We start from the raw sequence: 25,201 nt of genomic DNA, 5'->3' as shown, positions 1-25,201 counted from the left end.
AAAAAATAACGTCAGGAAGGCAAACATGGAAGCGGTAGGCAATGTTAATACTGAGAGCTTTTCGGTTGATTTGAAACATGCTCTTATCTGGGTAGCGCGCGCACTTGATTATGTCGGAGTCGATGATATACACCATAATCATCGCGTCGGCTACATCAGTTACGAATGCGCAAAACTATTGAACTGGGATGTAAAAAAACAAGAATTTTGTTTCTTAGCAGGCCTTATTCATGACTGTGGCGTTTCTCAAACCGAAGAGCATACCAACTTGGTCTCTAAGTTTAAGCCGGATGATCCAAGCGTTCACTGTATACATGGCTACAACGCGCTTAATCAATGCAATATCTTAGCTCAATTTGCCAACATTGTTCGCCACCACCACACGGCATGGGACATCCTAGAAGGACTGCATCTTTCGCCATTTGAAAAAGACATTGCCGCACTAATTTTCATCGCAGACAGACTCGATGTGCTTCGCGCTAGACATATAAATAGTGAACATAGTGATTTAGTTACACTTAAAAAACGCAGCATCGCGGAACAGTTAAATCAGTATAAAGGTTCATTATTTCGTCCAGATTACATTGACGCTATGTCAGAACTCACAAGCCGAGATGGTTTCTGGTTTTCAATGGAGCCAGAAAACATTGAAGCCATTCCACTGACCTTTACGCACTTAGACTGGTTGCAGCAAGATTTAACGATTGAGAGCCTAGTGGAACTAGGCACTTTCATTGCAGGAATCGTCGATGCCAAAAGCCCCTTCACTTATCAGCATTCAATCAAGGTGGCAGAGTTGTGTAAGTTCATCGCCACTAAGCTTAAGCTGCCACTTAAAACCACGCAGCAACTCTACGTCGCTGGCTTAGTCCACGATATAGGCAAGTTACGAACCCCTGACGAAATTCTTCACAAACAAGGCAGCTTAACCAGGGAGGAGTATACCCGTATTCGCCGACATACGATTGATACCGAAATTGCACTAAAAATGGTATTTCCTGATTCCAAAATTGGAGAATGGGCGACAAATCACCATGAACGAATTAATGGTAGTGGCTACCCCAATAACAAGTCAGGGGAACAACTCGATTTACCATCACGTATCATCGCCATCGTCGACGTGTTTCAAGCTCTTTCCCAAGATCGTCCATATCGAACCCGACTTTCAAAAGAGGAAATCGTCGAGATTATGTATCCCATGGTGAAAAGAAATGAGCTCGATAAGGACGTCTACCATTGTCTAGAAATTAATCTAGAGCAGTGCTATCAACTTTCAACTGACTTATCAGTACACGGCATTTGAACCAGAAGGAGTCGGGCATGTTTCACCAATTAATTGACAAAATCACTCATCTCTCGACTGCGCAAAGTGTGCTGGTTTGCTTGTCTAGTGCGCTCCCTCTTTTCGGTTATCTAATCATACTAAAAGCATGGGTAGCCTTAATCATCACCGCATCTTATGTGCTCCTTTTTGCCATTGTCCTGGGCTCAATGAATACAATATTCGCCCAAGTGAGAAAAGTGGCAGTTCATCTGTCAGAGGGTGATTTAACCGAGCGTATTCCCCATAAAGAGAATGTAACGCCTCCGATTTATCACACCATTAATCGTATCGGCTCAGATATCTCACGTACGGTGAATGCTCTGGGAAAGTCCACCAGTCATCTTCTAGAAGTTGCCGATACCGTTCAAAAGGACTCCCAGCAATCTAAGCAAGGCGCGATTGGCCAAAAGCAAGACGTCGATAAAGCTGAGTTAATCATTACAGAACTTTCAGAAATCACTCACCAAGTCTCTGACTATTGTGAGTCGACCTCTGATCTTGCGAGCGAAGCTAAACGCCAAGCAGACCAAGGCTCCCGAGATATGGTTGATTTGGAGCGAGCGCTGGATAACGCCAATCAACATATTGATAACTCAAATACCCACTTTGAGTCGCTAATGGCTGAAACGGCACAAATCAGTCAAGTAATGGAAACCATCAGCGGGATTGCCGAGCAAACTAACTTACTCGCGTTGTACGCCGCGATTGAAAGCGCTCGCGCGGGCGAACAAGGGCGAGGCTTCGCTGTCGTAGCCGATGAAGTGCGCTCATTAGCAATGAGAACTCAAGAAGCGACGGAGGAAATTCGAACTAAAATCACCAATCTTCAAACAAAGACCGACGATGTCATGGCGACCATGCAAGAGAATAAGTCGAGCATGGCTCATTCCTTGAAAATTGCGTCAACCGCAGAAAATACGTTCAAGACCCTAAATCAACAAATTGAGGAAATTCAGGCGCTAGGTGGACATATTGCGACGTCGTCTGAACAACAAACCGCCCAAACGGAAGAGCTCAAGCAATGTCTTCAGCTCATCGCAACAGAATCAGAAAACAACGTTCTTTCCACTCAGGAAACCTTGATTGCTAGTATTACGGTAAGAAACCTCTCAGGCGAAATAGATTCGCTGCTGCGCCGTTTTGCAATGGACGAACGTCAAGTTGCGAAAGAAGATGCTCGCAGGGACCGATTAATGGACTGGACCGATAATCTCGACATTGGTATCGATGAAATCAATCGCCAACACCAGACTTTGCTCCATTTGATCAACGAGCTCTACCATTTGCTCAACCACAACTACGGATTACCATCAATCAAGCGCGTCGTGCAGGGGCTGATCGACTACACGGCCAACCATTTCACCTACGAAGAAACTCTGTTTGAACAAGTCAACTATAGCCAATATAAACAGCATAAAGAGAAGCACGAAGAGTTAGTAAAAGAAGTGCTCGATTTCCAGCGACGCGTAGAAAGAGGAGAAGAAATCGGTGATGAGCTAATGTCTTTTCTGAAAAACTGGCTCACTCACCACATCATGAGAGAAGACAAAGCCTATGCGGACGAGTTTAAGCAAGGCGGCATTGGTTAAACATAGCGCGTAGGTAGCGCGCTATGTTTAACTAAAGCGAACGTGAGCAATAAACTGTCGCCCATCGTCGAGGGTATCAAAACGCCAACCCATACGTTCACAAATTCGCTCAACAATCACCAAGCCGCAGCCATACCCTGCGTTGTAAGTTTCGTTACCGTCATGGTGATTACTTATGGTTAGCCGACTCTTGGACAAGTCTAACGCAATGTCGTCAATCGAATAACTAAATGCATTTTTGATCAGATTATTCATAACAATCAAAACAAAGCTCTCCGGCGCGTGGACTGAGAAGGAGCCTTGAACAGTAAGTTGGTAACTTAAGCCCTGCTTAGTAAACAGTGGTGCCATCTCATCGAGTTGCTGTTGCAGAGCATTACAAAGCTCGTTATCGACAAAATGCGTCTCTTCTATCGTCTCTTTACCTAGCAGCAAAAATGCTTCCGTTAACACACGCATCTGCTCTGTTGCTTGCTGAACTCTTGCGATCGCTTTATAAGCGACTGGGGGGTGGTTAGGGACCTTCGCTAACAACTCAGCTGAGCCCGAAATCACCATGATTGGCGTTCTTAATTCATGAGAAGCGAATCGACTAAACTCTTTTTCGCGCTGAAAATACCCAGAAATTGTATTTTTGGCATCGACTAGTGTTTGCTCTATATGACGTGTCTCTGCGTAAGCACTTTCGATATCAAATGTCGGCGCGCCCGGTGTCATTTGGCCAATTTTTCTCTCAATACTACTCAGCGGTTTGGATAGCGACCGGACAACATAAACGGCGTAAAAGACAACCAGAATAGAAATCAAACCACCTAATAGCAAAGTGTAGTTGTGCAATGTCCACTCATACTCATCTAAGTAGTCATCAGCATCGTCTTGGAAAACGATGTACATCAAACCATCGCCGGAAGGGTTATTTAGTACGATAAAGTGTTTGTCTTCCGCCCCAAGTAAGTATTCGTAAAAGCCTGGCTTCACATAATGAGACAGCCACCCAGGAACACTTTGCGAACTGAAATAGGTCGAAAACTCTGCCGGGTTTGGCAAAACAGTTCTGTCACCATAGTTTTTGTAATCGGTCACATAGCGAGTAGCTTCAGTATCAAGCCAGTGATGAAGGCTAATCACCTCCATTTGATTTTCCGCTAAATAAATCACAGTCCAAAAAGCGCCAAACATGACTAATGTCATCAGTCCAAAACTAAGCTTAATCTTGCGGTAAATGCTCGGATAAGTGTTATGCTTTGATTCGATACCCTTTTCCATGAATCGTCTCCAGCCTTGTTTCATTAAAACCTTTATCTAACGCTGTTCTTAAGCCATAAATATGACTTCGCAGAGCATCACTACTAGGTTCATCATCACCCCAAACTGCCGAGATGACTTCATTACGACTAACAATCCCTGGCGCCTTGCGAAGTAACACTTTAATAATCTTAAGTTGGATACCACTAAGCTTGACCGCTTTCCCCGAGCGAACGACTTCGTTGGTTTTGGTATTCAACACAATGTCAGCAAAACTCAAATTGCCAACATCTTGCCTTGGGCCTCGGCTAGCTAACGCATGTAAACGCAAACTAAGCTCTTCCAATGCAAAGGGCTTTAGGAGGTAGTCATCCCCACCAGCTGTAAACGCGGCAACCTTGTCATCTAGGCTATCCTTCGCGGTGAGAAAAAGTATAGGGGCGTTACAAAACAACTCTTCACGTAACTTTTTCACCGCAGTAATACCGTCGACCTTAGGCATCATGATATCCATGATAATGACGTCATAATGATGACGTCCCACCAATTGAACCGCAGCTTCGCCATGATAGGCGCAATCTATGGTCATACCTTCGAGTTCAAGATAATCTGCGATGGTCTCAGTTACGTTGTGGCTATCGTCTACTATCAAAATTTTCATAATTTCACGTTTCTTCACGAGTGCTTCACGTTTAGGGCGCTAGGATACACCCGAATCTATCATACGAATGTCAAAAAAGGGTCTTAGATGAAAAAGTTTGCATTAGCGTCTTTTGTGAGTCTTGTACTAGTTGGTTGTGGCGGCGGTAGCGGCAGTGATTCTGACGCTAATAAAACTGAATCATTCTCTATCCAAGGTACAATTGATTCTGTACAAGGCGACTCAATTACAGTAAATGGTCGTCACTACAAAGTATCACGCGTTGAGTATAAAGATCGCTCTCTCACAAGAACCTCTCTACAGCCTAATATGATGGTTGAAATTTCTGGTTCCCAAGCGAAAAGTGCTTCTGTCACTGTCGAAATAGAGCCGACTATCGTTGGCCAAATTAGCGATATCAACGGCACGTCATTCAAAGTGAATGGCATCTCTCTAACGTTTGATTCATTACCAGAAAGTGATGTTGAAAACGGGGATTGGGTAATGGTATCAAGCCTACCAACAGCCGATGCAGGCTATAAAGTTCTTTCTGTGGTAGCGTTTGAAAGCAGTGAAGCACCAAATGAGGTTGAAGTTGAAGGTTTTGTAAACAACCTAGATCTCAACCGCTTATCTTTCACTTTGGGCGCTAACCTTAATGTTGACTACTCAGCAAGTGATAGCGATGACCACCACGAACTGGCGAATGGCTTGTGGGTGGAAGTCGAAGGTTCTATGGTGTCAGGTACGCTTCAAGCGACAGATATCGATGTAGAAGATTACAACGAGCTCGAAAATGGCACAGAAGTAGAAGGTGTCGTAACTTGGGTTGCGAACGACTACTCATCCTTTGAACTCAACTACCGCGGTAAGTTTGTCGTAACGAGTAAAACCCGTTTCGAAGACGGTACACGTGAAAACTTGAAAGCTGGTGAACAAATTGAAGTAACGAGCCAGCGTCAAGGGTCGGATCAACTTGCTGTTGAAATTCAGTTCGAGACGGATCACGACGGCGATTGGAGCAACAATGAGATCGACCTAGAAGGAAACGTTGTTGACCTTAATGAAGAAGAAAACCGTTTTGTTATGATCCATGCTGGTAAAGAAGTGACGGTTTTTACCAACTCAACCACGCGATATGACGATCAACTCACGTTCGCGACTTTGGCCAATCAACGTATCGAAGTTGAAGCAAAGTTGATCAATCAACAGTATTACGCAAGCGAAATTGAACGCGCTGACGACTAAACTTACAGATGAGCCGCTTACTAACAGCGGCTTTTTCTCAATCAAGTTAATGATAAAAGTGTAAATAAAATCACTTTTACAATTATACACTTAAAACAAATCCAACATTAGAACTCACTAACATTCGAATCCATGGCTATACTTTCAGTCATACAAAAGTATTAGTTCAGCCAATTTAAAATCCAATTGGTACGTTTCTTATGCAAGTGGGTTCAAGAATGAAAAAGCTTCTCTTTTATTCTCATGATAGCTATGGGCTCGGAAACATTCGTCGAATGGTTGCGATTGCCTCATTCTTAGTTAATCGCCATCGGGATCTGTTTATCTTGCTGTTAACAGGCTCTCCAATGTATCACGCGTTTCGCACGCATCCTCAAATCGATTACGTAAAACTGCCTTGTTTAAGCCGCGATATGAGCGGAGAGTACCAGCCCAGACTCAAATGTTTTCAGCCCTCCCAGCTAAAATCATTGCGCGCCCAATTGATCCTCAGTACGTTCAATGAATTTAAACCGGATTTATGCTTAATCGACAAAAAGCCAACTGGCCTGTCTGGAGAGCTGAGCCCAATTTTTAATGCCTGTGATACATGTAGTAAGTGTAATCTCATACTGCTACTTAGAGATATCTTAGACTCCCCCACCAAAACGAAACAGATATGGGAAAAACATCAATATCACCGAACAATAGAACAGCACTACGATGAAGTGTTAGTTGTCGGTGACGAATCTGTATTTGATTTACCTAAGGAGTATGACTTCCCCTCAACGGTAAAGAGCAAGACGAGCTTCTGCGGTTACCTTTCTAAACCTGTAACAGATCTCATCCCCTCCCCTTTTGAATCAACAGAATCCAGCAAACAAGTTGTTATTGCGGTGGGAGGCGGTAACGACGGAGAGGTGTTAATAGATACGTACTTGAACACTTTGGAGATAGCTGACTTTCCAGAGCATTTACATCATCACATTGTGCTTGGACCGGAAATGGATGATGAAACTGCAGACCGACTCACATCCAAAGCTAATCAGCATAAACACACAACAGTAGAAAGATTTAACCCTGACTTCATCTCACTGATTAGCAATGCCGATTTGGTCATTTCAATGGCAGGCTATAACACCGTTTGCGAATTGATGAGCTGTAATACTCCAGCAATTCTTATCCCACGTTCAGTACCTGTAGAAGAGCAGTTAATTCGCGCACAAAAGCTGAGCGGTAAAGGTAAGTTTGAATACTTAGATAAAGAAGAAATGACACCAAACGATCTTTTGCGGCGGATGCATTTATTACTCTTCGATAAAAGAGCAACGTATCCAACCAAGGAGGTTAACCGGCGCGGAATGTACGTTATCGAAGACAAAATCCTCTCTTATCTCCTCTAGTATTTGTTGATTAAGGACACTGCGTTATGCATTTGGCTTATGTGGTAAAACGATATCCAAGATATTCGGAAACTTTCATCGTCAACGAAATCCTCGCTCATGAAAGAGCTGGTGATAAAGTAAGGATCTACGCGTTATTGCCTCCTCAAGATACTCACTTTCAGGATATCATCGCCAAAGTCGATGCTCCGGTGGCTTATTTATCCAGTAAAGCCGAGCGCGCCAGCACATTTTGGGAACTACAGAAACGCGCAGCCGAGGTATACCCCAAGTTATGGCAGGTCTTAGGAGAGCACTCAAAAGCTAGCGCGAGAGAGATAACGCAAGCATTAGAACTTGCATTGCACCTGCATAAACATAAGGTTGACCACATCCACGCTCACTTCGCGACTACTGCAACTACCGTGGCGCAAATAGCAGCTCAGCTTTGCCAAGTCCCTTCCAGTTTCACCGCACATGCAAAGGATATCTTCCACCAAGACAACGATTTCACGCAGTTGAAGAAAAAGTTTGATGCCACCCAATTTGCCATCACCGTCAGCGAGTTTAACCGCCACTACCTTATTGAAAACCTTGGTGTGGATAGTCGGAAGTTATTCCGCATATACAATGGGTTGGATTTAGAGAGTTTTCCTACAACTCCATATGATGAACGACCAAGAGAGATTATTGCCGTCGGCCGACTAGTAGAAAAAAAAGGGTTTGACGATCTCATTCGGGCTTGCGCTATTTTACGAGATCAAGACGTTGTTTTTCGTTGCGAGATCATCGGTTCTGGCGACCAAAAAGGGCTACTGAACTCCTTGATTGAACAATACGATTTACACCAGCACGTACAGCTATCCGGCCCAATGCCCCAGGGACAAGTCAAGCATAAGTTGTCTAACGCAGCGGTATTCGTCGCCCCATGCGTGGTTGGACACGATAATAACCAAGACGGCTTACCTACGGTATTAGTCGAATCAATGGCATTGGGAACGCCTTGCATTTCAACAGATGTCACGGGGATTCCTGAAGTGATACAAGACAACAACACTGGATTGATGGTCCCTCAACGAAACCCAGATGATCTTGCTAAGGCGATTAGCCGGATACTCGATGAACCAGAGCTAGGACAAAGATTAGCAGCCAACGCTAGACGTCAGATCGACGAGTATTTCAATATAGATATCAATACCCAAGCTTTGCGGCATTACTTCCACACGTGGAAACGGAGTTAAAATCATGAAAGGTGCCTATGTATGTTCAGATAGAGGCGTACCCGCTTTCGGGAGTAAAGGTTGCTCTCTACACATTCAAGAGGTCGTTCGAGCGATGAAAGGCCATGGACATGAACTCTCCCTGTTTGCCGCGGCAACTGGCGATAACTGTCCAAAAGATCTCTCCTCAATCGAGTTCCATCGAGTAAAGCACTCTAAGATAAACGACAGGCACCTTCGCGAGCAGTCAGATATACGAGACAACGAACAAACAATTCATCAACTGACTAAATACGCACCTTACGAATTCATCTATGAACGCTACTCGCTCTGGTCTCACGCAGGGATGAGCTATGGCTATAAACATAACCTTCCCACCATATTAGAAGTCAATGCGCCTTTAATTGAGGAACAAAAAAAATACCGTTCACTCTATGATGAGCATTCTGCCTACTATATCTCCCAGCTCTGCTTCGACCACGCTCAGACAATCATTGCAGTATCGCAGCAAGTTGCCGACTATTTACAAGGTTTCAGCGAGACTAGAGGGAAAGTGCATGTCCTACCCAACGGTGTTAACACAGATAAGTTTCAGTGCGCGAGCGGGAAACATACCCCAAATGGGGGCACAACAATTGGATTCGTTGGAACCCTAAAACCTTGGCATGGAGTAGATCACCTCTTAGAAGCCTTTGCTTTATTGCTTAACATGCATCCGAAGTGTCACTTACTTATTGTTGGTGACGGGCCTGAAAGACAAAACCTTGAGCAGCTTGCGCATCAACTCAACATTGCCCAATCAGTCACATTTACAGGAGCCGTAGCCCCCGACTGTATACCAGATTATTACCAACGAATGGATATTGCTGTTGCCCCGTATCCTGAACAGTCCTCTTTCTATTTCTCGCCTCTAAAGATATATGAATATATGGCAGCCGGTTTACCTACCGTGTCATCCAACATGGGACAAATAGGTCAAATCCTGTCTCATGGCGAAACTGGGTTACTTTACGATGCGCAACACCCTGAGACACTCGTGTTTTCACTTTCTTATCTGGTACACAACCCGTCGATTGGCCAGCGGTTAGGAAAAAACGCTCGATTGGAAGCAGAGAGCAAGCATAGCTGGACGCTTAGAGTAAAAGATATCCTATCGCTTGCTGGCGTATCTAAGGTGGCTTAATGGCACGCCCTAAGGGACTCAAAGAAAGCTTACCCGGATTACTGAAATTTGCTCAATATACTCGTCCGTTTATTAAGGAGAAGCGCGGGATTATTGGATTGGCTTTTTTTTGCCTGTTTCTCCAAGCGCTACTGCGAATTGTTGAGCCATGGCCACTGAAGTTTATTATCGACCGATTAGTCATATCCAACCCAGATAGCAAAGAACACTTTGCCCCTTTATCGTCCTACTCTCCCATTGAGTACATAGTCATTTTTGCTGTCATTCTTGTTGTGATTACTGCTCTTCGGGCAGCAGTCACGTACATAGCGACGATTTGTATGGCGGTTGCAGGCAATCATGTCATCACTCGCCTAAGAGAAAAGCTCTTCACTCACCTGCAAGGATTATCCGTTCTCTATCATCAAAAGCAGCGCAGTGGTGATCTGGTTATTCGTTTGATCGGTGACATGGGGATGATAAAAGAAGTCTCAGTGACCGCCATCGTGCCCTTGCTCAGTAGTGGGTTGATCTTCTCACTGATCCTATCTGTGATGTTGTGGCTTAACTGGCAACTCGCTCTTATATCCTTAATTCCTCTTCCTATTCTTTGGCTTGTCACTTTGAATAAAAGCAAACATATACACACGGTGGCCAAAAAAAATCGCAAAAGAGAAGGCGACATGGCTGCAACGGCTGCTGAATCCATCGGAGCTATTAAGTCCGTACAAGCGCTTAAAATTGAAGAGCGATTCGGTGATGTCTTTCGCCAAGCCAACAGCAAAAGCCTAAAAGAAGGAGTGAAAGGCAAAAAACTTGTGGCAAGTTTACAGAGGACAGTCGAAATCTTAGTGGCAATTTCGACTGCGCTGGTGCTGACCTTTGGCTCTATCGAAGTATTAAACGGCCACCTCACCCCTGGAGGACTCATCGTATTCATTTACTACCTTCGCCGCGTGTTTCGTCCAATTCGAGACTTCACTAAATACACGGCTCGTTTGGCAAAAGCCTCCGCAGCAGGAGAGCGCGTTCTGAATGTGCTGGATGAAGAACACGCCATTACAGATTTACCTAATGCGCTTACAGCCCCCCGGCTAAATGGTGATATCGAGTTCAGTAGCGTTAGCTTTTCTTATCCTGGAGAGTCTAAGCCTGCCCTACACCATATCAACCTCCACATACCAAATAGAAAACGAGTCGCCATTGTCGGAACTTCTGGTAGCGGTAAATCAACGCTGATCTCACTGTTACTTCGACTATACGACCCTAGCAAAGGCCAAGTAAGCATTGGAGGGCAAGATATTCGCACTTTTACGCTCGAGAGCTATCGAAATCAGTTCTCAGTCGTCATGCAAGAAACCGCTCTTTTTTCTGCTTCCATTAGTGACAACATTGCAATAGCGAAGCCTAGCGCTAGCGCAGAGGAGATTAAGACAGCAGCACAGCTCGCCAAGATCGATGATTTCATTCAATCACTTCCTAACGGCTATGAAACACATGTGAGCGAGCGAGGAGTAACGCTATCAGCGGGTCAACGTCAGCGTATCGCCATCGCCCGTGCCGCGCTCACGAACAATCCAATATTGATACTCGATGAACCGACAACTGGCCTTGACCCAGAAACCGAGAAATCTGTCAGTCATGCGCTCTATGACTTATCCTTAGGTAAAACCACTTTTTGGATCACTCATCGTCAGCAATGTGCAGAGTTATGTGACATCCAGGTAAGCGTACAAAATGGTCAGCTGATTGCTGCCAAAGAGTCCGAGTCGCTTTCCTCTGACACTCATTTACATTATGGAGCAAACTAGGCAATGGATTCTCAGGAAAAGCCGAAAGACACTAGTATTCCCGGTATTGACCTTCTTTTTGAAAGGTCGTCTCTAGAGAATTTGTTAAGCATCGAGTTAGGCTGGGATTGCCTTACAGAACTCAAGCGCGAATACCTAAGGTATAAACCCACCAGCAGTTGCTTATGCTTGTACCAAGTTAAGCAAAATGAGCATCATCATCTGGTTTATCTAAAAGCATTCTCAGAAAGAGTAAAAGTAGAAAAAGCCCAGCAAAAGATTCAAAGCAGCTCCTCTCTTGCTCAAACTCATTGTAGAACGGACACTCAACATAACATAGTCATTCATCGTTACCCGTTTGATGCTCAATTACCCGCCTTAGAACGCTTAGTCGACCCAGAACAAAGAGAGCAGCTTCTAGAGCGTTCATTCTTCACACCACACAACACGACGCATACCCAACTGACACCGCTGCAATACAAACCCGAAAGACGTTTTGTCGCGAAACTAACCCTAGGAAATGGTATGCGCGCAGTGGTTAAGCTCTACACACCACAGCGCTATCAGTGTTTGAATGTCAGCTACTTAAAGCGTCCACACAGCCCCTTTGGAAAAATCCTAGGGAAAAGCGACAAGCATTGTATGCTGATTTACGAATGGGTCGATGGTGAGCCGCTCCATCAACAAGATCCAATGGATGCAGAACACCTCACGCATTACTACATTTGCGGGCAAAAACTGGCGCAATTTCATATGCGTCCACTGTCGAAAAAAGTCCCTCGAGTTAAAGCCTCTCATTTTGCCCACTTGCTTCGCCAACATGCCAAATCCATCAGTACAATACTGCCACAACAAACCGATCTCGCTCTTTGGCTGGCCCACGAGATCGCCCGTCGTCTCTCTAACCAAAAAAAAGAGAAATGCTTTATTCACGGAGACTTTTATGCTGAGCAAGTCTTAATTACCTCTGACGGCGCTGAGTTCCTAGATTTTGATAATTTAAGCTGCTGGTTTAGCGCATTTGATTTGGGGAACTTTCTCTCTCACTTACTTTACAAATCAGAAATAGGTTTACTCTCAAGGGGCAACTTTGACAAAGTGAAGCGCATATTCCTGGATGGTTATTCAGGAGAAAGAAAGGTTGATCAAGAGCAGGTTAGTCTATTCCTTGCTATTGGCGTATTCCAGTTAATCTATCATCCACTTAGATTTGGGTTACCCAATTGGCAAACCAGCTCCAAACGATTGCTGACCGAAACATTCATAAACTTAGTAGAATCGCATGTCAGCGAGCCTAAGTGGACATTCCGCCAATTAATTGCCCGTTGTTTAGATGCCAATATTGTCCAGCAGGAGTGTGACTCAAATGTGGTGGCACAATACCCAATAACCCAGACATTTTTGGCTCGTTTCAAAGCAGACAAAAGAGCCTTAATAGAGTACACAGTTGATGCAGGCGACGAGACCACAATTATCGGGAAAGTACGAGCGAAAGGATTAGACAAACGCAGTTGGGAGATTCAGAAAACGCTATACGATCAAGGTTTTGATGATAAGGCTCATGACAACATTCAGGTACCCAAACCGCTCTTCGCTTTGGCTAACCTTAACGCTTGGTTTCAATTAAAAGTGGATGGAGAGATAGCCTTCACTCCATTTTGTGAAAGTACCAATTCCGAGTTTCCTCAACATCTTGCACTTGCAATTTACAAGCTTCATAACACTGGATTACAGCCAAACAAAGAACATTCTGTTGAAAAAGAGTTGGAGGTTCTTAGGACCAATCTCGCACACGTTATCGTCCACAGGCCTGACCTAACACAGCGACTCCACCAGCTACTCGAAGCATGTACGGTCTTGTGTTCACCATTAAACACTGAGGTTATCAGGCCTATCCATAGAGACTTCTATCATGATCAAGTGTTGTGGGATGGTGAAAAAATCTATCTGATCGACTTCGACCTTGTGTGTTTTGGGTCTCCATACCTCGATATAGGCAATTTTATCGCTCATATCCAAGAGCAGTGTCTTCGATTACACGATAACCCATTCTACGCACAAAATAACATTCAACAGTTCGTAAACCGATACCTTCTCCTCTGCGGCCACAAAGAAGCAATGCAAGATATCGAAATCTATCGTTTGCTCACTCTAGTTCGTCACATAGCCATTAGTGACAGAATCCCCCAGCGACAACCATTCACTGACAAAATTGTCTCTTTTTGCGAAGAACAAATCCTAAACTTCGGCCAGTAAAAATAATCGTCATCAATTCACTTTTGATTGATCGTCTTTCTAATAGCAGCGTATCAGGTATTGAACTTTGGACTAGTCCCTGATGACCGCCTATTTGCCTCATAAATGGGTTGAGGCGGTGACAAAGTAAGTAAATTCAACACTTGTTGTTGAAACAAAATCTAATTACGTTTTTCTGGCAGTGATCTAGTCATGGCCAGGGATGGGGACAATACAATGAATGTAAAATTAAGTGCTATAGCAGCGACCGCTTGCTTTGCTCTGATTGGCTGCAATGACGATGACGAATCCAGCTCCCTTCAAGCAGTACATGCCACTGTTGATGCACCTCTAGCAAATGTTTGGGTTAATAATGCACCAACTTTAGTCGGGGTCGATTATGGCGTAGGTTCTGGATACCTTGAGGTTGATGCAGGATACAACCGAATTGAAGTCGAAGTTCAACTTCCGGGCGGAACAACGACAACCGTTATTCCTAAAACTAAGCTCTACCTAGATGAAGACAACAAGTACACTGTTTTTGTTGTTGGACAAGCCGACACTGGTTCAAGTAACCCAGTGGAAGCTCTTGTAGTCGAACGTTCTGCTGAAGGTGAGGCTAACGCCTCTACTTTAGACGTCCAAGTCGTCCATGCCTCTGCTGGCGTACCGGATGTAGACCTCTATGTAACTGCACCTGGCGCAGACATTAACAGCGCTAGTGCTCTAGATACCTTAGCGTTTAAAGATGCAACTGGTGTACTAAATATTGCAAGCGGGGATTACCAGGTTAGACTAACTTTAGCCGGAACAAAAACCGTGGCTTTCGACTCGGGCACAATCAGTTTAGCGGCAAACAGTGAGTTGACTATCGCGGCAATCCCAAACCAGGACAGCGACGGCAGCGCCCCAGTTAAACTGCTCGTTTTAGATGGTAATAGCTTTTCAACTATTTTCAATGAATCAGAAAGCGCAGAGATTCAAGTCGGGCATTTAGTCAGCGACGCACCTAGGGTAGATGTGTCTCTAAATGGTTCTGAAGCGATTTCTGATCTCGACTTCAAAGACCTGTCATCATATACAGCTATCACTGGTGGGACTTACGACATTGGGGTGTACCCAGATAATACTCCTGGAACACTTGTTATTGACGCTCAAGACATTGCTCTTGATAAAGGGCTTGATTATGCAGTATTCGCCGTAGACAAACTCGCGACTATTGAAGCCTTATTGATTGAAACAGAAAGACGCCCAGTCGCGACTAGTGCGGTACTTAACGTGATTCACGCTGCGCCTTCGGCATCGACTGTTGATGTCTACCTCACTGCATCAACAGACATTTCAGCAGCCTCTCCAGCTATAACCAATTTCGACTTCAAAGAGTATGAGCAAGGTATTTACGTTGCAGCAGGCGATTACTATGTAACCATAACTCCAACAGGAACAAAAACACCGGCCATTGGGCCTGTATTTGCCACACTTAATAATGCGACGGTCTATCAAGCGATTGCTATTGATGAAACTCCAACAGGTTTTGGATTATTGCTTTCAACCATTACAGACTAACGAGATATAGGCAATTTAAAATTAGGACGTTTCCTACAAATGCCTATTAATATAAAAAAGCTGGCTACTGCCAGCCTTTTTTATGCCTAAACGAAATAACCATTTCACCTTTTTTTATCGCTCTCTACCACATCAAAAAATCGCACAAAGCTAGCACTAAAGTACTAATTTATATAGATTTTGATTTTTACATGATATTTTTCACAGTAATAAATATGGATATTAATTTGGTTTAAGGTTAAATATATAGTGTCATGTAAAGTTATTTCATATTAAACGAAATTATCAACCAAAGACGCGGGATCTAAAAATTCCTTAGTAATTTATCTAATGCTATAAGGTTAATATATCCATGCTTTTATTACGGAGGTGCCAATTGAATGACTAGCCCATTACCTAGAAGGCTAAGATACATTAGAAAAAAACAAGGAATAACCCAGGAAGAACTGGGAAATAAGCTAGGGATGGAGCCGGCAGGCGCAAGTGCAAGAATCAGTCAATATGAAACGGGAAAACATGCTCCAGATTACGCAACGGTTAAGCGTATATCTGAGGTACTCAATGCACCTGTCGCCTATTTCTATTGTGAAGATGACCTATTGGCGGAGATTGTCATTAGTGTCTCTGGACAAAGTACAGTAACAAAACTAGAAATACTCGACTTTATCGACTCTTACCACTTAGCCAAATAGTTTACTTATGTGACATGAGCAATCTTCTTGCCTCAGACATCAAAAAGTAGCACTGCACAATTTCTATACACCTTTAGTTATGGCTAAGCCCAGCAACATTCCTGAGGCAAGCGAGGTTTGGGCCAAGAATCAATTTCTCAACAAGATTTACTCCCAAAGCTCTCCCATGCCTTATCTTTGTGCTGACTTGGCCTAGACTATAAGTATGGCCTTAAAAACTATAAGAAATACTTAATAACATGAACATTAGAAGAGTCTTACGTTGTTGTACTCTTTCTCTGCTGGCTCTACTCAACACCAGCTGTTTACCAGAGAAAAGTAGTATCAAAATTGGAGTGGTTTTGCCACTCACCGGCACATTCGCCATTTATGGCGAACAATCATTGCGCGGAGCTCAACTTGCTGTTGATGAAATCAATAATGCGGGCGGGGTTCTCGGCCGGTCTATCGAATTAGTCGTTCGAGACAATCAAACGAACCCAGCCAAAAGCGTCAAGTTTAGTCGAGAACTTATTCAGCAATACCAAGTATTTTCATTGCTTGGTCCAGTAAGCAGCGCTTCTCGCTATGCCATGTCGGAAGTCGCTGAGGAGTTCAAAACACCGCTCTTTTATGGTATCGACTACGAAGGACGCCACTACAGCCGCTATCTCGTATGCTACAGCACTATCCCCGAACACTACATTGAACCCATCGTGCCCTACCTTATCGAAAATGTGGGTAATAAATTCTATATCTTCGGCTACGACTATATTTGGCCCCATCGAATGTCAGAACGCATTATCGAATCGGTAGAAGAACATGGAGGCACAATCGAGAATACTGAGTTTACCGCCTTTGGCGTTGGTAATTACTCGCCAGTATTCGAACGAATCAAGCAATCAGGTGCAAACAGCCTAATGCTCATTTTACCTGGAGGCGATGGCTTCAATTTCTTGTCTCAAATGAAGTCCTTTAATTTTGAACGAGAAATTCAGGTTGTTGCTTTCGCAGCAGATGAAACCTATCTAGCTAATTTGGATTCCGCCTCTTTAGATGGCGTGCTAACTGCCCTTCATTTCTTCAACAGCTTAGAAACTCCAGAAGCAAAAGCGTTTGTTAATAATTACCAAAAAAAATTCGGCGAAGACGCGGTCGCGACCTATTCCAGTAAAGCTCACTACGACCTAATTTATCTGCTCGCAGCATCATTGGAGGAAATCGGAGAAGTCGACCGAGAAAAACTATTGGATGCACTGCCCAATACAACGCTGTATCGCGGGAGTTCTATGCTTACGGTAAGAGAAGACCATCATTTTGATCTGCCAATGTACCTAGCGCAGTTCAAGGAAGATCAACTCACCGTCATAAAAAACCTTGGTACCATTAGCCCTAGAGATCAGCGTCGTACTCCAAGCAATGACTAAGCTCAGTATTAAAGTATTTTTCATTCTATTGCCTTTGGCCGCTAGCATTCTCGGATTTGGCTATGCCTACTTTGAAGCTAAGCAGAAGCTGACTCTTGACCACATCTTCCGGTCTAGTCAGCTTTCAGCCTTACTAGGAGCAAACGAAATTAGCCACTATATTGAAGGCCGTTTTGCAGAATTTGATCGCTTAAGCAGTGCAATCTCATTCTGCAGAGATCCATCGCAATCTTTAACTGAACTGTCTTCTAACGCACTTAGCTTTACCAACGGTTTCTCAGCACTCGTCGTCACGGACCTGACAGGGAAAGTCGTTAACTTTCATTTATCTGCAAATAAAAGTAACCGTTACGTGTTACGACAAGACCTAAAAAATGCGCGAGTATTGCCACCCAGTGTCATTTCACTATTGCAAAGTTCATATGAGGAATGGCGGTTAAACTACCCGCGTAACATAGCGTTAGAGAAAAGCATTCAAGAAAAGCTTCTTAACCTCCAAGGGCACGGTGAAGAGAACTCCCAGGCTAGCAGAGACTTGAGCTCCCAGCTCAACAAGTTAAGAGGGAAGCAAAACTTACCTAAACAAGTCGTTAATCTTTCAACCACTGACGTGATAACTAGGTTGGGGTTAATATTTGACAACGAAACCTATTTCTACTCGCGTCCACTGATCAACTGTGAAAAAGAACTGGTTGGTTATTACACTGCGGTACTTGACCGAACCCTCATAGAAAATCAATTGTTTGATATAAAACGCTCTCTCACTGATAGTGGGCTCGAATACGTTGACGTCTTTGTTGTTAGGAATGATGGCCTGACATCACTCTCTAGCTCCAACTACATGCGACTAGACAAATTGCAACGAAACGGGCTTAACTCAACCATTAGCCCTGCTATTCGTAATGATCTGGGAGGAGTCATGATCAATCAACCGATCGGTATCAATGTTGAGCAACACCTAGTCTTTGACGACAACATCAACATGAGAACGGATAGTCAAGGCGTAACCCTAGTCGTCTTTGTTTCAGAAAAAGAAATAGAAAAGCAAAACAAAACGCTGGTTCGTGAGGTTTCGTTATACTTGGCATTAGCAGCCATTTTGTTCATTGGCCTCAGTTTCTATTTATCTCACTACATTGCCTCCCCTATTTCAGATTTACGACGCCGAATATCGAAATTATCTCGGATTGGACAAGCCGATACCGACTATAAAGTTCGCGACGATGAAATTGGTGACCTCTTTGACGCATTTTCCGATATGGCAACGAAGATCAAACAGAAAGAGTCACAATTAACGCGTTTGGCACGTGAAGACCCTTTAACTGGCGTGCTTAATCGTCGCGCATTTGTAGATAGTGCAGCGGAGCTAAGAAGGCTTAACGCATCTTGCTGCATTTGCATGATGGACTTAGACCATTTCAAACAGGTCAATGACACATGCGGGCATGCCGTTGGTGATGATGTGTTGATCGCCTTTTGTCATGCCGTGAGCAAAGAAACAAGAGAAGCAGACGTATTCGGCCGCTTAGGTGGTGAAGAGTTTGCCCTATTGTTACCAGAAACCGCACTCTCTGACGCTAGTCATATTGCCGAGCGCATTAGGATTAGAGTTGAGGATGAGCTAGCCGAAAAGCTTTGTTCTAGCCATAGCCAATCTGTCACTGTAAGTATTGGCATAGTCGACTGGCCCAAAGAGTTAGAGTTTAACCAAGCACTTGCTCACGCTGACAGATTTCTTTACCAGGCCAAAGCAAATGGCAGAAACCAAATTGTGGTGGAATAAAAAAGGCTCGCCAACCAGGCGAGCCGATTATTATTCTGGTGGTTACACATCAATAGATAAGCCAATTTGATCGAGTTTAGATTTAAACTCATCAATACTTCCAGCTTGATAGGTTGGTGAGCCGTTAAAATACCTCGGCTTTTCAGGAAGCATCGCATTCTTCAGCGTTTTCTCTTGTTCAAGATCATCGTGATAAACCGTTACACGATTTGGAATATCTTGTCTCAATGTCGCCATTTATGTTCTCCTTTTCATCTGACGTTGTTCTTATTAAGGTTAGAAAAGAACGAATTATTGTCAAAATCAACGAAAGAACCACACCCCAACCTCTCAAACATGTTAATTTATTGAAATATATAGATTTACAACCAATTCCATATCAAAAAACAAGCTCACCGATTAGTCAATTTGTGAGCTTGAATCCATAATTATATGGGTCAATTAACTCATTGTTGCATTGTAAAGGCAGGAATAATGTACTCTTGCATCATCGCTTGATTAGGAGTAGGAGAATTAAAACTTGTGGCAGTTCTCACAACTACCAAGTTGAGCGCATCCACAATGGCTATCATTTGTCCCCCAAAGCCGAGTGCATACACCACATCATAGTGAACACCATTGACTTCAGCGTCATCCAGCCACCAGTAATAACCATAATCATGGTTTCCTGCCGGAAGATAAGGAGTAGTAGAGCGATCTATCCACCCTTCAGGTAACAAACGTTTACCTTGCCAAACCCCATCTTGAGCAACGAGTTGACCGATTTTTAGCATGTCTCTTGGGCGTAACAAACCGCCGCCAGCTGAATTAGTGACTCCTCGGTTTTGGATAGTCATGTAAGCGTTGGTCAAACATACTGCGGCCAGCGGACTTTGTCGCCAATAGCTTGCAAAGTTGCTTACTCCCGCCTTTTGAGCAAGAAGACTTCCAACTACAGTCACGAGCCCTCCGTTGTATCGAAACTTATCACCCGGTACTGCTTCAAGCTCTCTATCCAAAACAAAAGTAACTGGGTCAAGGCTTGCCATCTCCTTTGACCTTGGGTTATTTGGGTTTTCATACGAAATAGCCCATTCATCCCACTTCAAACCCGCGCCCATCATCAGCATATGAGCGAGTGTAATTTTCGCCTTGTCGCCTTGTAATAAAGAAGCATAGGCTGGCATCAACTCTGTCAGCGTCTGTTGGTCATTTTCAATCAAACCTTCGCCAATTGCAGCGCCAACTGCCAATGATGTCATACTTTTGCTGATAGACTGAATTGTGTGAGGAAAGTTTGCATCCCAGCCATTCAAGTACTCTTCGACAACCAGCTTACCATCCTTTGCAATCAGCAAACTGGTCGTATATTGATAAGGGTTACCGGTTTCCCCACTTAAACGCACAAGCTTTTCTATGGTCTCTTTATCAAAGCTTACTTTGTCATCTGACTCCCAGTCCTGACACTCTTCACTGCCAATGGGCGTCATCATGTAGGGCAAATCGAATAGCTTGCTTACTCGATTCTTCCCCGCCAGAGTAGGTATTCGATTGAAAGTATATTGATAACTCTGGTACCTCAGTTCTCCTGCTTGAAATAAACCTTCTTCTAGCCGATTGAACTTACCCGACAAATCAACATCATCATAAATCGACGTAAACTCACCATTAGAAGAGATCACCACAGGCGCTTTCCCCCAAGCAGACGCGATATAGTCCACCCCGTCAATGCGTTCTACCTGAATGGAGTGCCCATAACTTTGATTCGCGAGAAAGGTGCCTAAATGAGCATTGGAGGGAGTATCAACAGCGCCACAGATAGCGGGAAGAAACAAACCGAGAGCCATGAAACCACAAGCAAGCCAAATCTTTGCTTTCTTTCCTGATAAAAACATAGATAAAAACTCCACATTTAAGACAATTACCAGGCTTATTTTATAAAACCAAACTTAGGCACAGTGATAATTGCTATCAATATGCGATCGATTACGCATTCAGTACAATGACCAAAGAGATTGGCCCCGAAGAAAATTATTCTGGCCAAATCACATTTTTGTTCTCTACGCCCCCAAAATATAGGCATAAGGATGAGTAGCGAGACGATGTGATGTTTTAGCCTGCAAAAAACGTTGAAACGAGAGGATGCTCTCCAAATGAAAAAATCTAATATCTACCAGGTGTTTACCCGCTTGTTTGGCAACACCAATACTACGAATAAGCCATGGGGTACCATTGAAGAAAATGGTGTCGGTAAATTTAGCCACTTCACCAATAAAGCGCTGCATGAGATCCAACAACTTGGTATTACCCACATTTGGTATACCGGAGTGATGCATCACGCCTTGATCAATGATTATCAAGATTACGGAATTGAAAATGATCACCCAAGTGTCGTTAAAGGGCGCGCTGGCTCTCCGTATGCGGTTAAAGACTACTACTCCGTCAACCCAGATCTCGCAGATGATCCAAGCCAGCGCAATGAAGAGTTTTATCAGCTAATTGAACGTACCCACCAAGCGAACATGAAGGTGATCATCGACATAGTGCCAAACCACATTGCACGCGTATACAAAGGGCTTAACAACCCCGACGGTGTAGAAGATTTTGGTTTTCAAGACGACACGTCCATTGAATACTCTCGTGACAACAACTTTTATTATATTCCGGGGCAACCTTTCCAACTACCCGAAGACCTCAGCAGTCAACCTCCGCTTGGAGGAGAACGTCACCCTCTCTTAGACACCGTCTATGATGAGTTTCCGGCTAAATGGACTGGAAATGGCTCAAGGCTCGCTCAGCCAAATTTTGATGATTGGTATGAAACAGTAAAAATAAACTACGGTGTTCGCCCCGATGGAAGCAAAGACTTCGATACTCTCCCCGATGAGTATCGATATAAAACGCACCAGGAGCACTATGAATTCTGGCAAAGTAAATCTGTCCCAAATTCATGGATAAAGTTCAGAGATATAGCTCTGTTTTGGATTGATCATGGCGTTGATGGCTTTCGTTACGACATGGCGGAAATGGTCCCTGTCGAATTCTGGAGTTACATGAACTCATGGATCAAACACGTTAACCCTAATGCCTTTTTGATGGCAGAAGTGTACCAGCCTAACTTATATCGAGATTATATTCAGTTAGGAAAAATGGACTATCTATACGACAAAGTTGATCTATACGACTCGCTAAAAGCCATCATTCAAGACCGCGGATCTAGCAAAGAAATTGGCCGCATCCAGCATGAACTTAAGGACATAGAGCATCATATGTTGCACTTTCTCGATAACCATGATGAACAACGTATTGCCTCACCTGAGTTTGCCGGAAGTGGCGAGAACGGTAAACCTGCCATGCTCGTATCTGCATGCTTATCGAGTGCCCCAACCATGATCTACTTCGGCCAAGAAGTGGGGGAACCAGGTGCAGAGTATGCCGGGTTTGGTACACCTTCGCGCACATCAATCTTTGATTATATTGGCGTTCCCCACCATCAACGATGGGCAAACAACGGTCTATTTGATGGTGGACAGCTGAGTGACGCAGAAACCCACTTACGTAATTTCTACAGAAAGCTTCTCAACGTGACACTTTCAAGCCCTGCGTTATGCGGAGAATACCATGACTTGTATGCCGCCAATTTCGAACACTTTGGCGATATGCAAAACAAGCTCTATACATTTGCTCGTTCATGCTCAGAGCAAAAAGTCATCATTGCCACCAATTTCTGTGACCAACACGGACGATCTCAAACTCTCCAGATTCCGCATTCACTCGTTCAACACTGGGCACTAAACGATGGCGATTGCCCTTGCCAAGATTTGCTCAACGACACCCGTTACACACTCAAGGTAAGTGACGGTAGTGGATGCATAGAGGTAGACCTCCCACCACTCGCAACTTTGTTTATCGAGATCCAACCTTTTGTTCAAGAGGAGCAACAGTGATGCCCTTTCCATTTATTTACCATGGGCAGTCTTCTCAATGGGTAACAAGAGAAGGCAACACCTTAACCGTTAAGTTAGCTACTGAAAAAGCGACCAAGTTCGACAAAATATATCTTCGCCATGAACCCGATAATGAAGAGTACTTAGTCGACATGATCCACTGCGGAGAAACAGATTTTCTTAATTATTGGCGAGCTGAATTTGAACTTAACAGTGACCGAGCAACAACTCATTACGTATTTAAGTTGTTAGTTGGAAACTGCCAGTATTGGCTCGACGCCAAATGTATTCAACCGCGCGTACCAAGTAGAGAAACGCATTTCAAACTCAATGCTTGTCATCAACCGCCAGAATGGGTATCTGAGCAAGTTTTTTATCAGATATTTCCTGACCGCTTTTGCAATGGAAAGCCCGAGATCAGTGTTCGAAACAATGAATATCAAGTCTCTGGTGGCACAAAATCAGTCGTGGCCAAAAAATGGGGAGAGCCCGTCGATACACAAAATGGGTTGGGTGGCTGCGAATTTTATGGTGGAGACTTGTACGGCATTGAAAACAAACTCGATTATCTTCAAGAGCTTGGTATCACTGCGTTATATCTAAACCCTATTTTCACTGCGCCGAGCAACCATAAATATGATACCGCAGACTATAAGGCGGTTGATCCGCACTTAGGTACCAACCAACACTTTGCCGAGCTCTGTGACAACCTGCATCAAAGAGAGATGAAAATCATGCTCGATGCTGTGTTTAATCACACCTCAACCGATCACCCATGGTTTAACTTACAAGGCTTGCACCCTGAAATTGGAGCATATCAAAGCACTTCTTCGCCCTATCGAGATTACTACTTCTTTACTAGTGATAGCCAAGAGTATGTGGGCTGGAAAGGTATAAAGTCTCTCCCCGTGCTCAACTTTAAACATCCTGAAATCCGTGACTACATCTATCAAAGTGAAGATGCAGTTATTAAGTATTGGCTTCAACCACCCTACAAGATCGATGGTTGGCGATTCGATGTAATTCATATGCTTGGCGAAGGAGAAGGGGCTCATAACAATGCCCACTATGTAAAAGCATTCCGAGACTCCGCCAAAGCTGTTAACCCGGACTGCTACGTTCTAGGTGAACACTTTTTTGAGGCTACTCAATGGCTACAAGGTGATCAAGAAGATGGCGCAATGAACTATTATGGCTTTGCTCATCCCGTCCGAGCATTACTCGCCAAGCTTGATATCTCATTTGATCCAATTCAAATCTCTGTCGATGAGTTTCTTGATTGGCAAGCAGAAGCACGAGCTAAGGTACCCTGGGCAAACCAATTGAGCCAGCTCAATCAACTCGATAGTCATGACACAGCCCGTTTTTTAGAGTTAGTTAAAGATGACCCTCGCCTCTTCAAACTTGCCGCCACTTTGCTGTTTAGCTACGTGGGTACACCATGTATTTACTACGGTACAGAATTGGGGCTATTAGGGGGCCATGACCCCGATAATCGTCGCTGCATGCCTTGGGAGCAAGTTGAACATAGCCCGTTCCTACCATTCTTCCAACAACTCATTGCACTCAGAACAGGGAGCCCTGCCCTGCAGAAGGGGGATTACATCCCTCTTTACAATGACGAAGACTGCTTCATTTTTGGGCGCCAGTTCGAGGGCGAAGTGGTTATCTGCGGTTTTAACCTGACGGAGAAGACCAAAACCGTCCCAATCGAACTATGGAAAATGGCAGTAGACGATCTTACTTTAGTGTCTCTGTTTAGCCAGCAGACCTTAGCTATGAACAAAGGTAGTACCAAGGTAACGCTACCACCTTTATCCAGTGAGGTTTTCACTCTCAAACAGAGTTGCTAAAGCTCACAATAATTTAATCTGATATAAGCGGCACAATAAAACGATTGTGCCGCTTTTGTTATATATAGAGCTCTAAACCGACTTTGATATAGCCTATAACTATACCAAGCTACTGATTATCTATTTTTGTTTTATATGCACTGGGTTTAAATTGGGGCATA

General features: G+C 43.9%; 18 protein-coding genes. 14 read left to right on the top strand and 4 right to left on the bottom strand.

The window, feature by feature from the left end:
- The first annotated feature begins 25 nt into the window (after nucleotides 1–25).
- The gene (locus tag AC4MRV_RS06080) at nucleotides 26–1,303 is read left to right on the top strand and encodes an HD-GYP domain-containing protein (RefSeq protein ID WP_491186534.1); all 1,278 of its coding nucleotides are present in this window, start codon (nucleotides 26–28) and stop codon (nucleotides 1,301–1,303) included.
- Between the two features lie 17 nt (nucleotides 1,304–1,320).
- Nucleotides 1,321–2,913 (top strand): bacteriohemerythrin, encoded by a 1,593-nt coding sequence (locus AC4MRV_RS06075; protein WP_491186533.1) that lies wholly within the window; start codon nucleotides 1,321–1,323, stop codon nucleotides 2,911–2,913.
- A 27-nt stretch (nucleotides 2,914–2,940) separates the two neighbouring features.
- On the opposite strand, the gene AC4MRV_RS06070 is transcribed toward AC4MRV_RS06075, so the two are convergent.
- Complete coding sequence (locus AC4MRV_RS06070; protein WP_491186532.1) at nucleotides 2,941–4,179, bottom strand: sensor histidine kinase; 1,239 nt, start codon at nucleotides 4,177–4,179, stop codon at nucleotides 2,941–2,943.
- Nucleotides 4,151–4,819 carry a response regulator transcription factor gene (locus AC4MRV_RS06065; protein WP_491186531.1) on the bottom strand — a complete coding sequence of 223 codons (669 nt, stop codon included), beginning with the start codon at nucleotides 4,817–4,819 and terminating at the stop codon, nucleotides 4,151–4,153. The genes AC4MRV_RS06070 and AC4MRV_RS06065 overlap by 29 nt, the downstream gene beginning before the upstream one ends.
- A gap of 87 nt (nucleotides 4,820–4,906) precedes the next feature.
- Between AC4MRV_RS06065 and AC4MRV_RS06060 the strand changes: the two genes are divergently transcribed.
- From AC4MRV_RS06060 to AC4MRV_RS06015, 10 genes are all read left to right on the top strand, one after another.
- Nucleotides 4,907–6,046 (top strand): DUF5666 domain-containing protein, encoded by a 1,140-nt coding sequence (locus tag AC4MRV_RS06060; protein WP_491186530.1) that lies wholly within the window; start codon nucleotides 4,907–4,909, stop codon nucleotides 6,044–6,046.
- 218 nt (nucleotides 6,047–6,264) lie between these two features.
- Nucleotides 6,265–7,428, top strand: a complete 1,164-nt coding sequence (locus AC4MRV_RS06055) for a glycosyltransferase family protein (RefSeq protein WP_491186529.1) — start codon at nucleotides 6,265–6,267, stop codon at nucleotides 7,426–7,428.
- A gap of 26 nt (nucleotides 7,429–7,454) precedes the next feature.
- Complete coding sequence (locus AC4MRV_RS06050; protein ID WP_491186528.1) at nucleotides 7,455–8,648, top strand: glycosyltransferase family 4 protein; 1,194 nt, start codon at nucleotides 7,455–7,457, stop codon at nucleotides 8,646–8,648.
- 4 nt (nucleotides 8,649–8,652) lie between these two features.
- Entirely contained in the window at nucleotides 8,653–9,810 is a 1,158-nt protein-coding gene (locus AC4MRV_RS06045) for a glycosyltransferase family 4 protein (protein ID WP_491186527.1), read from the top strand.
- Nucleotides 9,810–11,600, top strand: a complete 1,791-nt coding sequence (locus AC4MRV_RS06040) for an ABC transporter ATP-binding protein (RefSeq protein WP_491186526.1) — start codon at nucleotides 9,810–9,812, stop codon at nucleotides 11,598–11,600. Before AC4MRV_RS06045 ends, AC4MRV_RS06040 begins: the two co-directional genes overlap by 1 nt.
- 3 nt (nucleotides 11,601–11,603) lie before the next feature.
- Nucleotides 11,604–13,835 (top strand): phosphotransferase, encoded by a 2,232-nt coding sequence (locus AC4MRV_RS06035; protein WP_491186525.1) that lies wholly within the window; start codon nucleotides 11,604–11,606, stop codon nucleotides 13,833–13,835.
- Between the two features lie 216 nt (nucleotides 13,836–14,051).
- On the top strand, nucleotides 14,052–15,380 hold the full coding sequence (locus AC4MRV_RS06030; protein WP_491186524.1) for a DUF4397 domain-containing protein: 1,329 nt from the start codon (nucleotides 14,052–14,054) through the stop codon (nucleotides 15,378–15,380).
- A 380-nt stretch (nucleotides 15,381–15,760) separates the two neighbouring features.
- The gene (locus AC4MRV_RS06025; protein WP_491186523.1) at nucleotides 15,761–16,072 is read left to right on the top strand and encodes a helix-turn-helix domain-containing protein; all 312 of its coding nucleotides are present in this window, start codon (nucleotides 15,761–15,763) and stop codon (nucleotides 16,070–16,072) included.
- A 239-nt stretch (nucleotides 16,073–16,311) separates the two neighbouring features.
- Nucleotides 16,312–17,478, top strand: a complete 1,167-nt coding sequence (locus tag AC4MRV_RS06020) for a substrate-binding protein (RefSeq protein ID WP_491186522.1) — start codon at nucleotides 16,312–16,314, stop codon at nucleotides 17,476–17,478.
- Nucleotides 17,471–19,261 carry a diguanylate cyclase gene (locus AC4MRV_RS06015; protein WP_491186521.1) on the top strand — a complete coding sequence of 597 codons (1,791 nt, stop codon included), beginning with the start codon at nucleotides 17,471–17,473 and terminating at the stop codon, nucleotides 19,259–19,261. Before AC4MRV_RS06020 ends, AC4MRV_RS06015 begins: the two co-directional genes overlap by 8 nt.
- 42 nt (nucleotides 19,262–19,303) lie before the next feature.
- On the opposite strand, the gene AC4MRV_RS06010 is transcribed toward AC4MRV_RS06015, so the two are convergent.
- A complete protein-coding gene (locus tag AC4MRV_RS06010; protein WP_491186520.1) occupies nucleotides 19,304–19,498 on the bottom strand; it encodes a hypothetical protein in 195 nt (64 codons plus the stop codon).
- 209 nt (nucleotides 19,499–19,707) lie between these two features.
- A complete protein-coding gene (locus AC4MRV_RS06005) occupies nucleotides 19,708–21,135 on the bottom strand; it encodes a serine hydrolase domain-containing protein (RefSeq protein WP_491186519.1) in 1,428 nt (475 codons plus the stop codon).
- Nucleotides 21,136–21,393: 258 nt separating this feature from the next.
- Here AC4MRV_RS06005 and AC4MRV_RS06000 point away from each other — a divergent pair, with 258 nt between their 5' ends.
- Nucleotides 21,394–23,187 carry an alpha-amylase family protein gene (locus AC4MRV_RS06000; RefSeq protein ID WP_491186518.1) on the top strand — a complete coding sequence of 598 codons (1,794 nt, stop codon included), beginning with the start codon at nucleotides 21,394–21,396 and terminating at the stop codon, nucleotides 23,185–23,187.
- A complete protein-coding gene (gene malZ / locus AC4MRV_RS05995) occupies nucleotides 23,187–25,040 on the top strand; it encodes a maltodextrin glucosidase (RefSeq protein WP_491186517.1) in 1,854 nt (617 codons plus the stop codon). The genes AC4MRV_RS06000 and malZ overlap by 1 nt, the downstream gene beginning before the upstream one ends.
- Nucleotides 25,041–25,201 lie beyond the last annotated feature (161 nt).

It is taken from the genome of Vibrio sp., assembly GCF_984391705.1.
Note: the sequence above shows the minus strand (reverse complement) of the source record. Positions and strands in the feature narration are given on the sequence as shown.

What these genes read in the sequence shown, in the direction of transcription:
- AC4MRV_RS06080 (WP_491186534.1), top strand. Translation starts at nt 26, where the DNA reads ATGGAAGCGGTAGGCAATGTTAATACTGAGAGCTTTTCGGTTGATTTG.
- AC4MRV_RS06075 (WP_491186533.1), top strand. Translation starts at nt 1,321, where the DNA reads ATGTTTCACCAATTAATTGACAAAATCACTCATCTCTCGACTGCGCAA.
- AC4MRV_RS06070 (WP_491186532.1), bottom strand. Translation starts at nt 4,179, where the DNA reads ATGGAAAAGGGTATCGAATCAAAGCATAACACTTATCCGAGCATTTAC.
- AC4MRV_RS06065 (WP_491186531.1), bottom strand. Translation starts at nt 4,819, where the DNA reads ATGAAAATTTTGATAGTAGACGATAGCCACAACGTAACTGAGACCATC.
- AC4MRV_RS06060 (WP_491186530.1), top strand. Translation starts at nt 4,907, where the DNA reads ATGAAAAAGTTTGCATTAGCGTCTTTTGTGAGTCTTGTACTAGTTGGT.
- AC4MRV_RS06055 (WP_491186529.1), top strand. Translation starts at nt 6,265, where the DNA reads ATGAAAAAGCTTCTCTTTTATTCTCATGATAGCTATGGGCTCGGAAAC.
- AC4MRV_RS06050 (WP_491186528.1), top strand. Translation starts at nt 7,455, where the DNA reads ATGCATTTGGCTTATGTGGTAAAACGATATCCAAGATATTCGGAAACT.
- AC4MRV_RS06045 (WP_491186527.1), top strand. Translation starts at nt 8,653, where the DNA reads ATGAAAGGTGCCTATGTATGTTCAGATAGAGGCGTACCCGCTTTCGGG.
- AC4MRV_RS06040 (WP_491186526.1), top strand. Translation starts at nt 9,810, where the DNA reads ATGGCACGCCCTAAGGGACTCAAAGAAAGCTTACCCGGATTACTGAAA.
- AC4MRV_RS06035 (WP_491186525.1), top strand. Translation starts at nt 11,604, where the DNA reads ATGGATTCTCAGGAAAAGCCGAAAGACACTAGTATTCCCGGTATTGAC.
- AC4MRV_RS06030 (WP_491186524.1), top strand. Translation starts at nt 14,052, where the DNA reads ATGAATGTAAAATTAAGTGCTATAGCAGCGACCGCTTGCTTTGCTCTG.
- AC4MRV_RS06025 (WP_491186523.1), top strand. Translation starts at nt 15,761, where the DNA reads ATGACTAGCCCATTACCTAGAAGGCTAAGATACATTAGAAAAAAACAA.
- AC4MRV_RS06020 (WP_491186522.1), top strand. Translation starts at nt 16,312, where the DNA reads ATGAACATTAGAAGAGTCTTACGTTGTTGTACTCTTTCTCTGCTGGCT.
- AC4MRV_RS06015 (WP_491186521.1), top strand. Translation starts at nt 17,471, where the DNA reads ATGACTAAGCTCAGTATTAAAGTATTTTTCATTCTATTGCCTTTGGCC.
- AC4MRV_RS06010 (WP_491186520.1), bottom strand. Translation starts at nt 19,498, where the DNA reads ATGGCGACATTGAGACAAGATATTCCAAATCGTGTAACGGTTTATCAC.
- AC4MRV_RS06005 (WP_491186519.1), bottom strand. Translation starts at nt 21,135, where the DNA reads ATGTTTTTATCAGGAAAGAAAGCAAAGATTTGGCTTGCTTGTGGTTTC.
- AC4MRV_RS06000 (WP_491186518.1), top strand. Translation starts at nt 21,394, where the DNA reads ATGAAAAAATCTAATATCTACCAGGTGTTTACCCGCTTGTTTGGCAAC.
- malZ (WP_491186517.1), top strand. Translation starts at nt 23,187, where the DNA reads ATGCCCTTTCCATTTATTTACCATGGGCAGTCTTCTCAATGGGTAACA.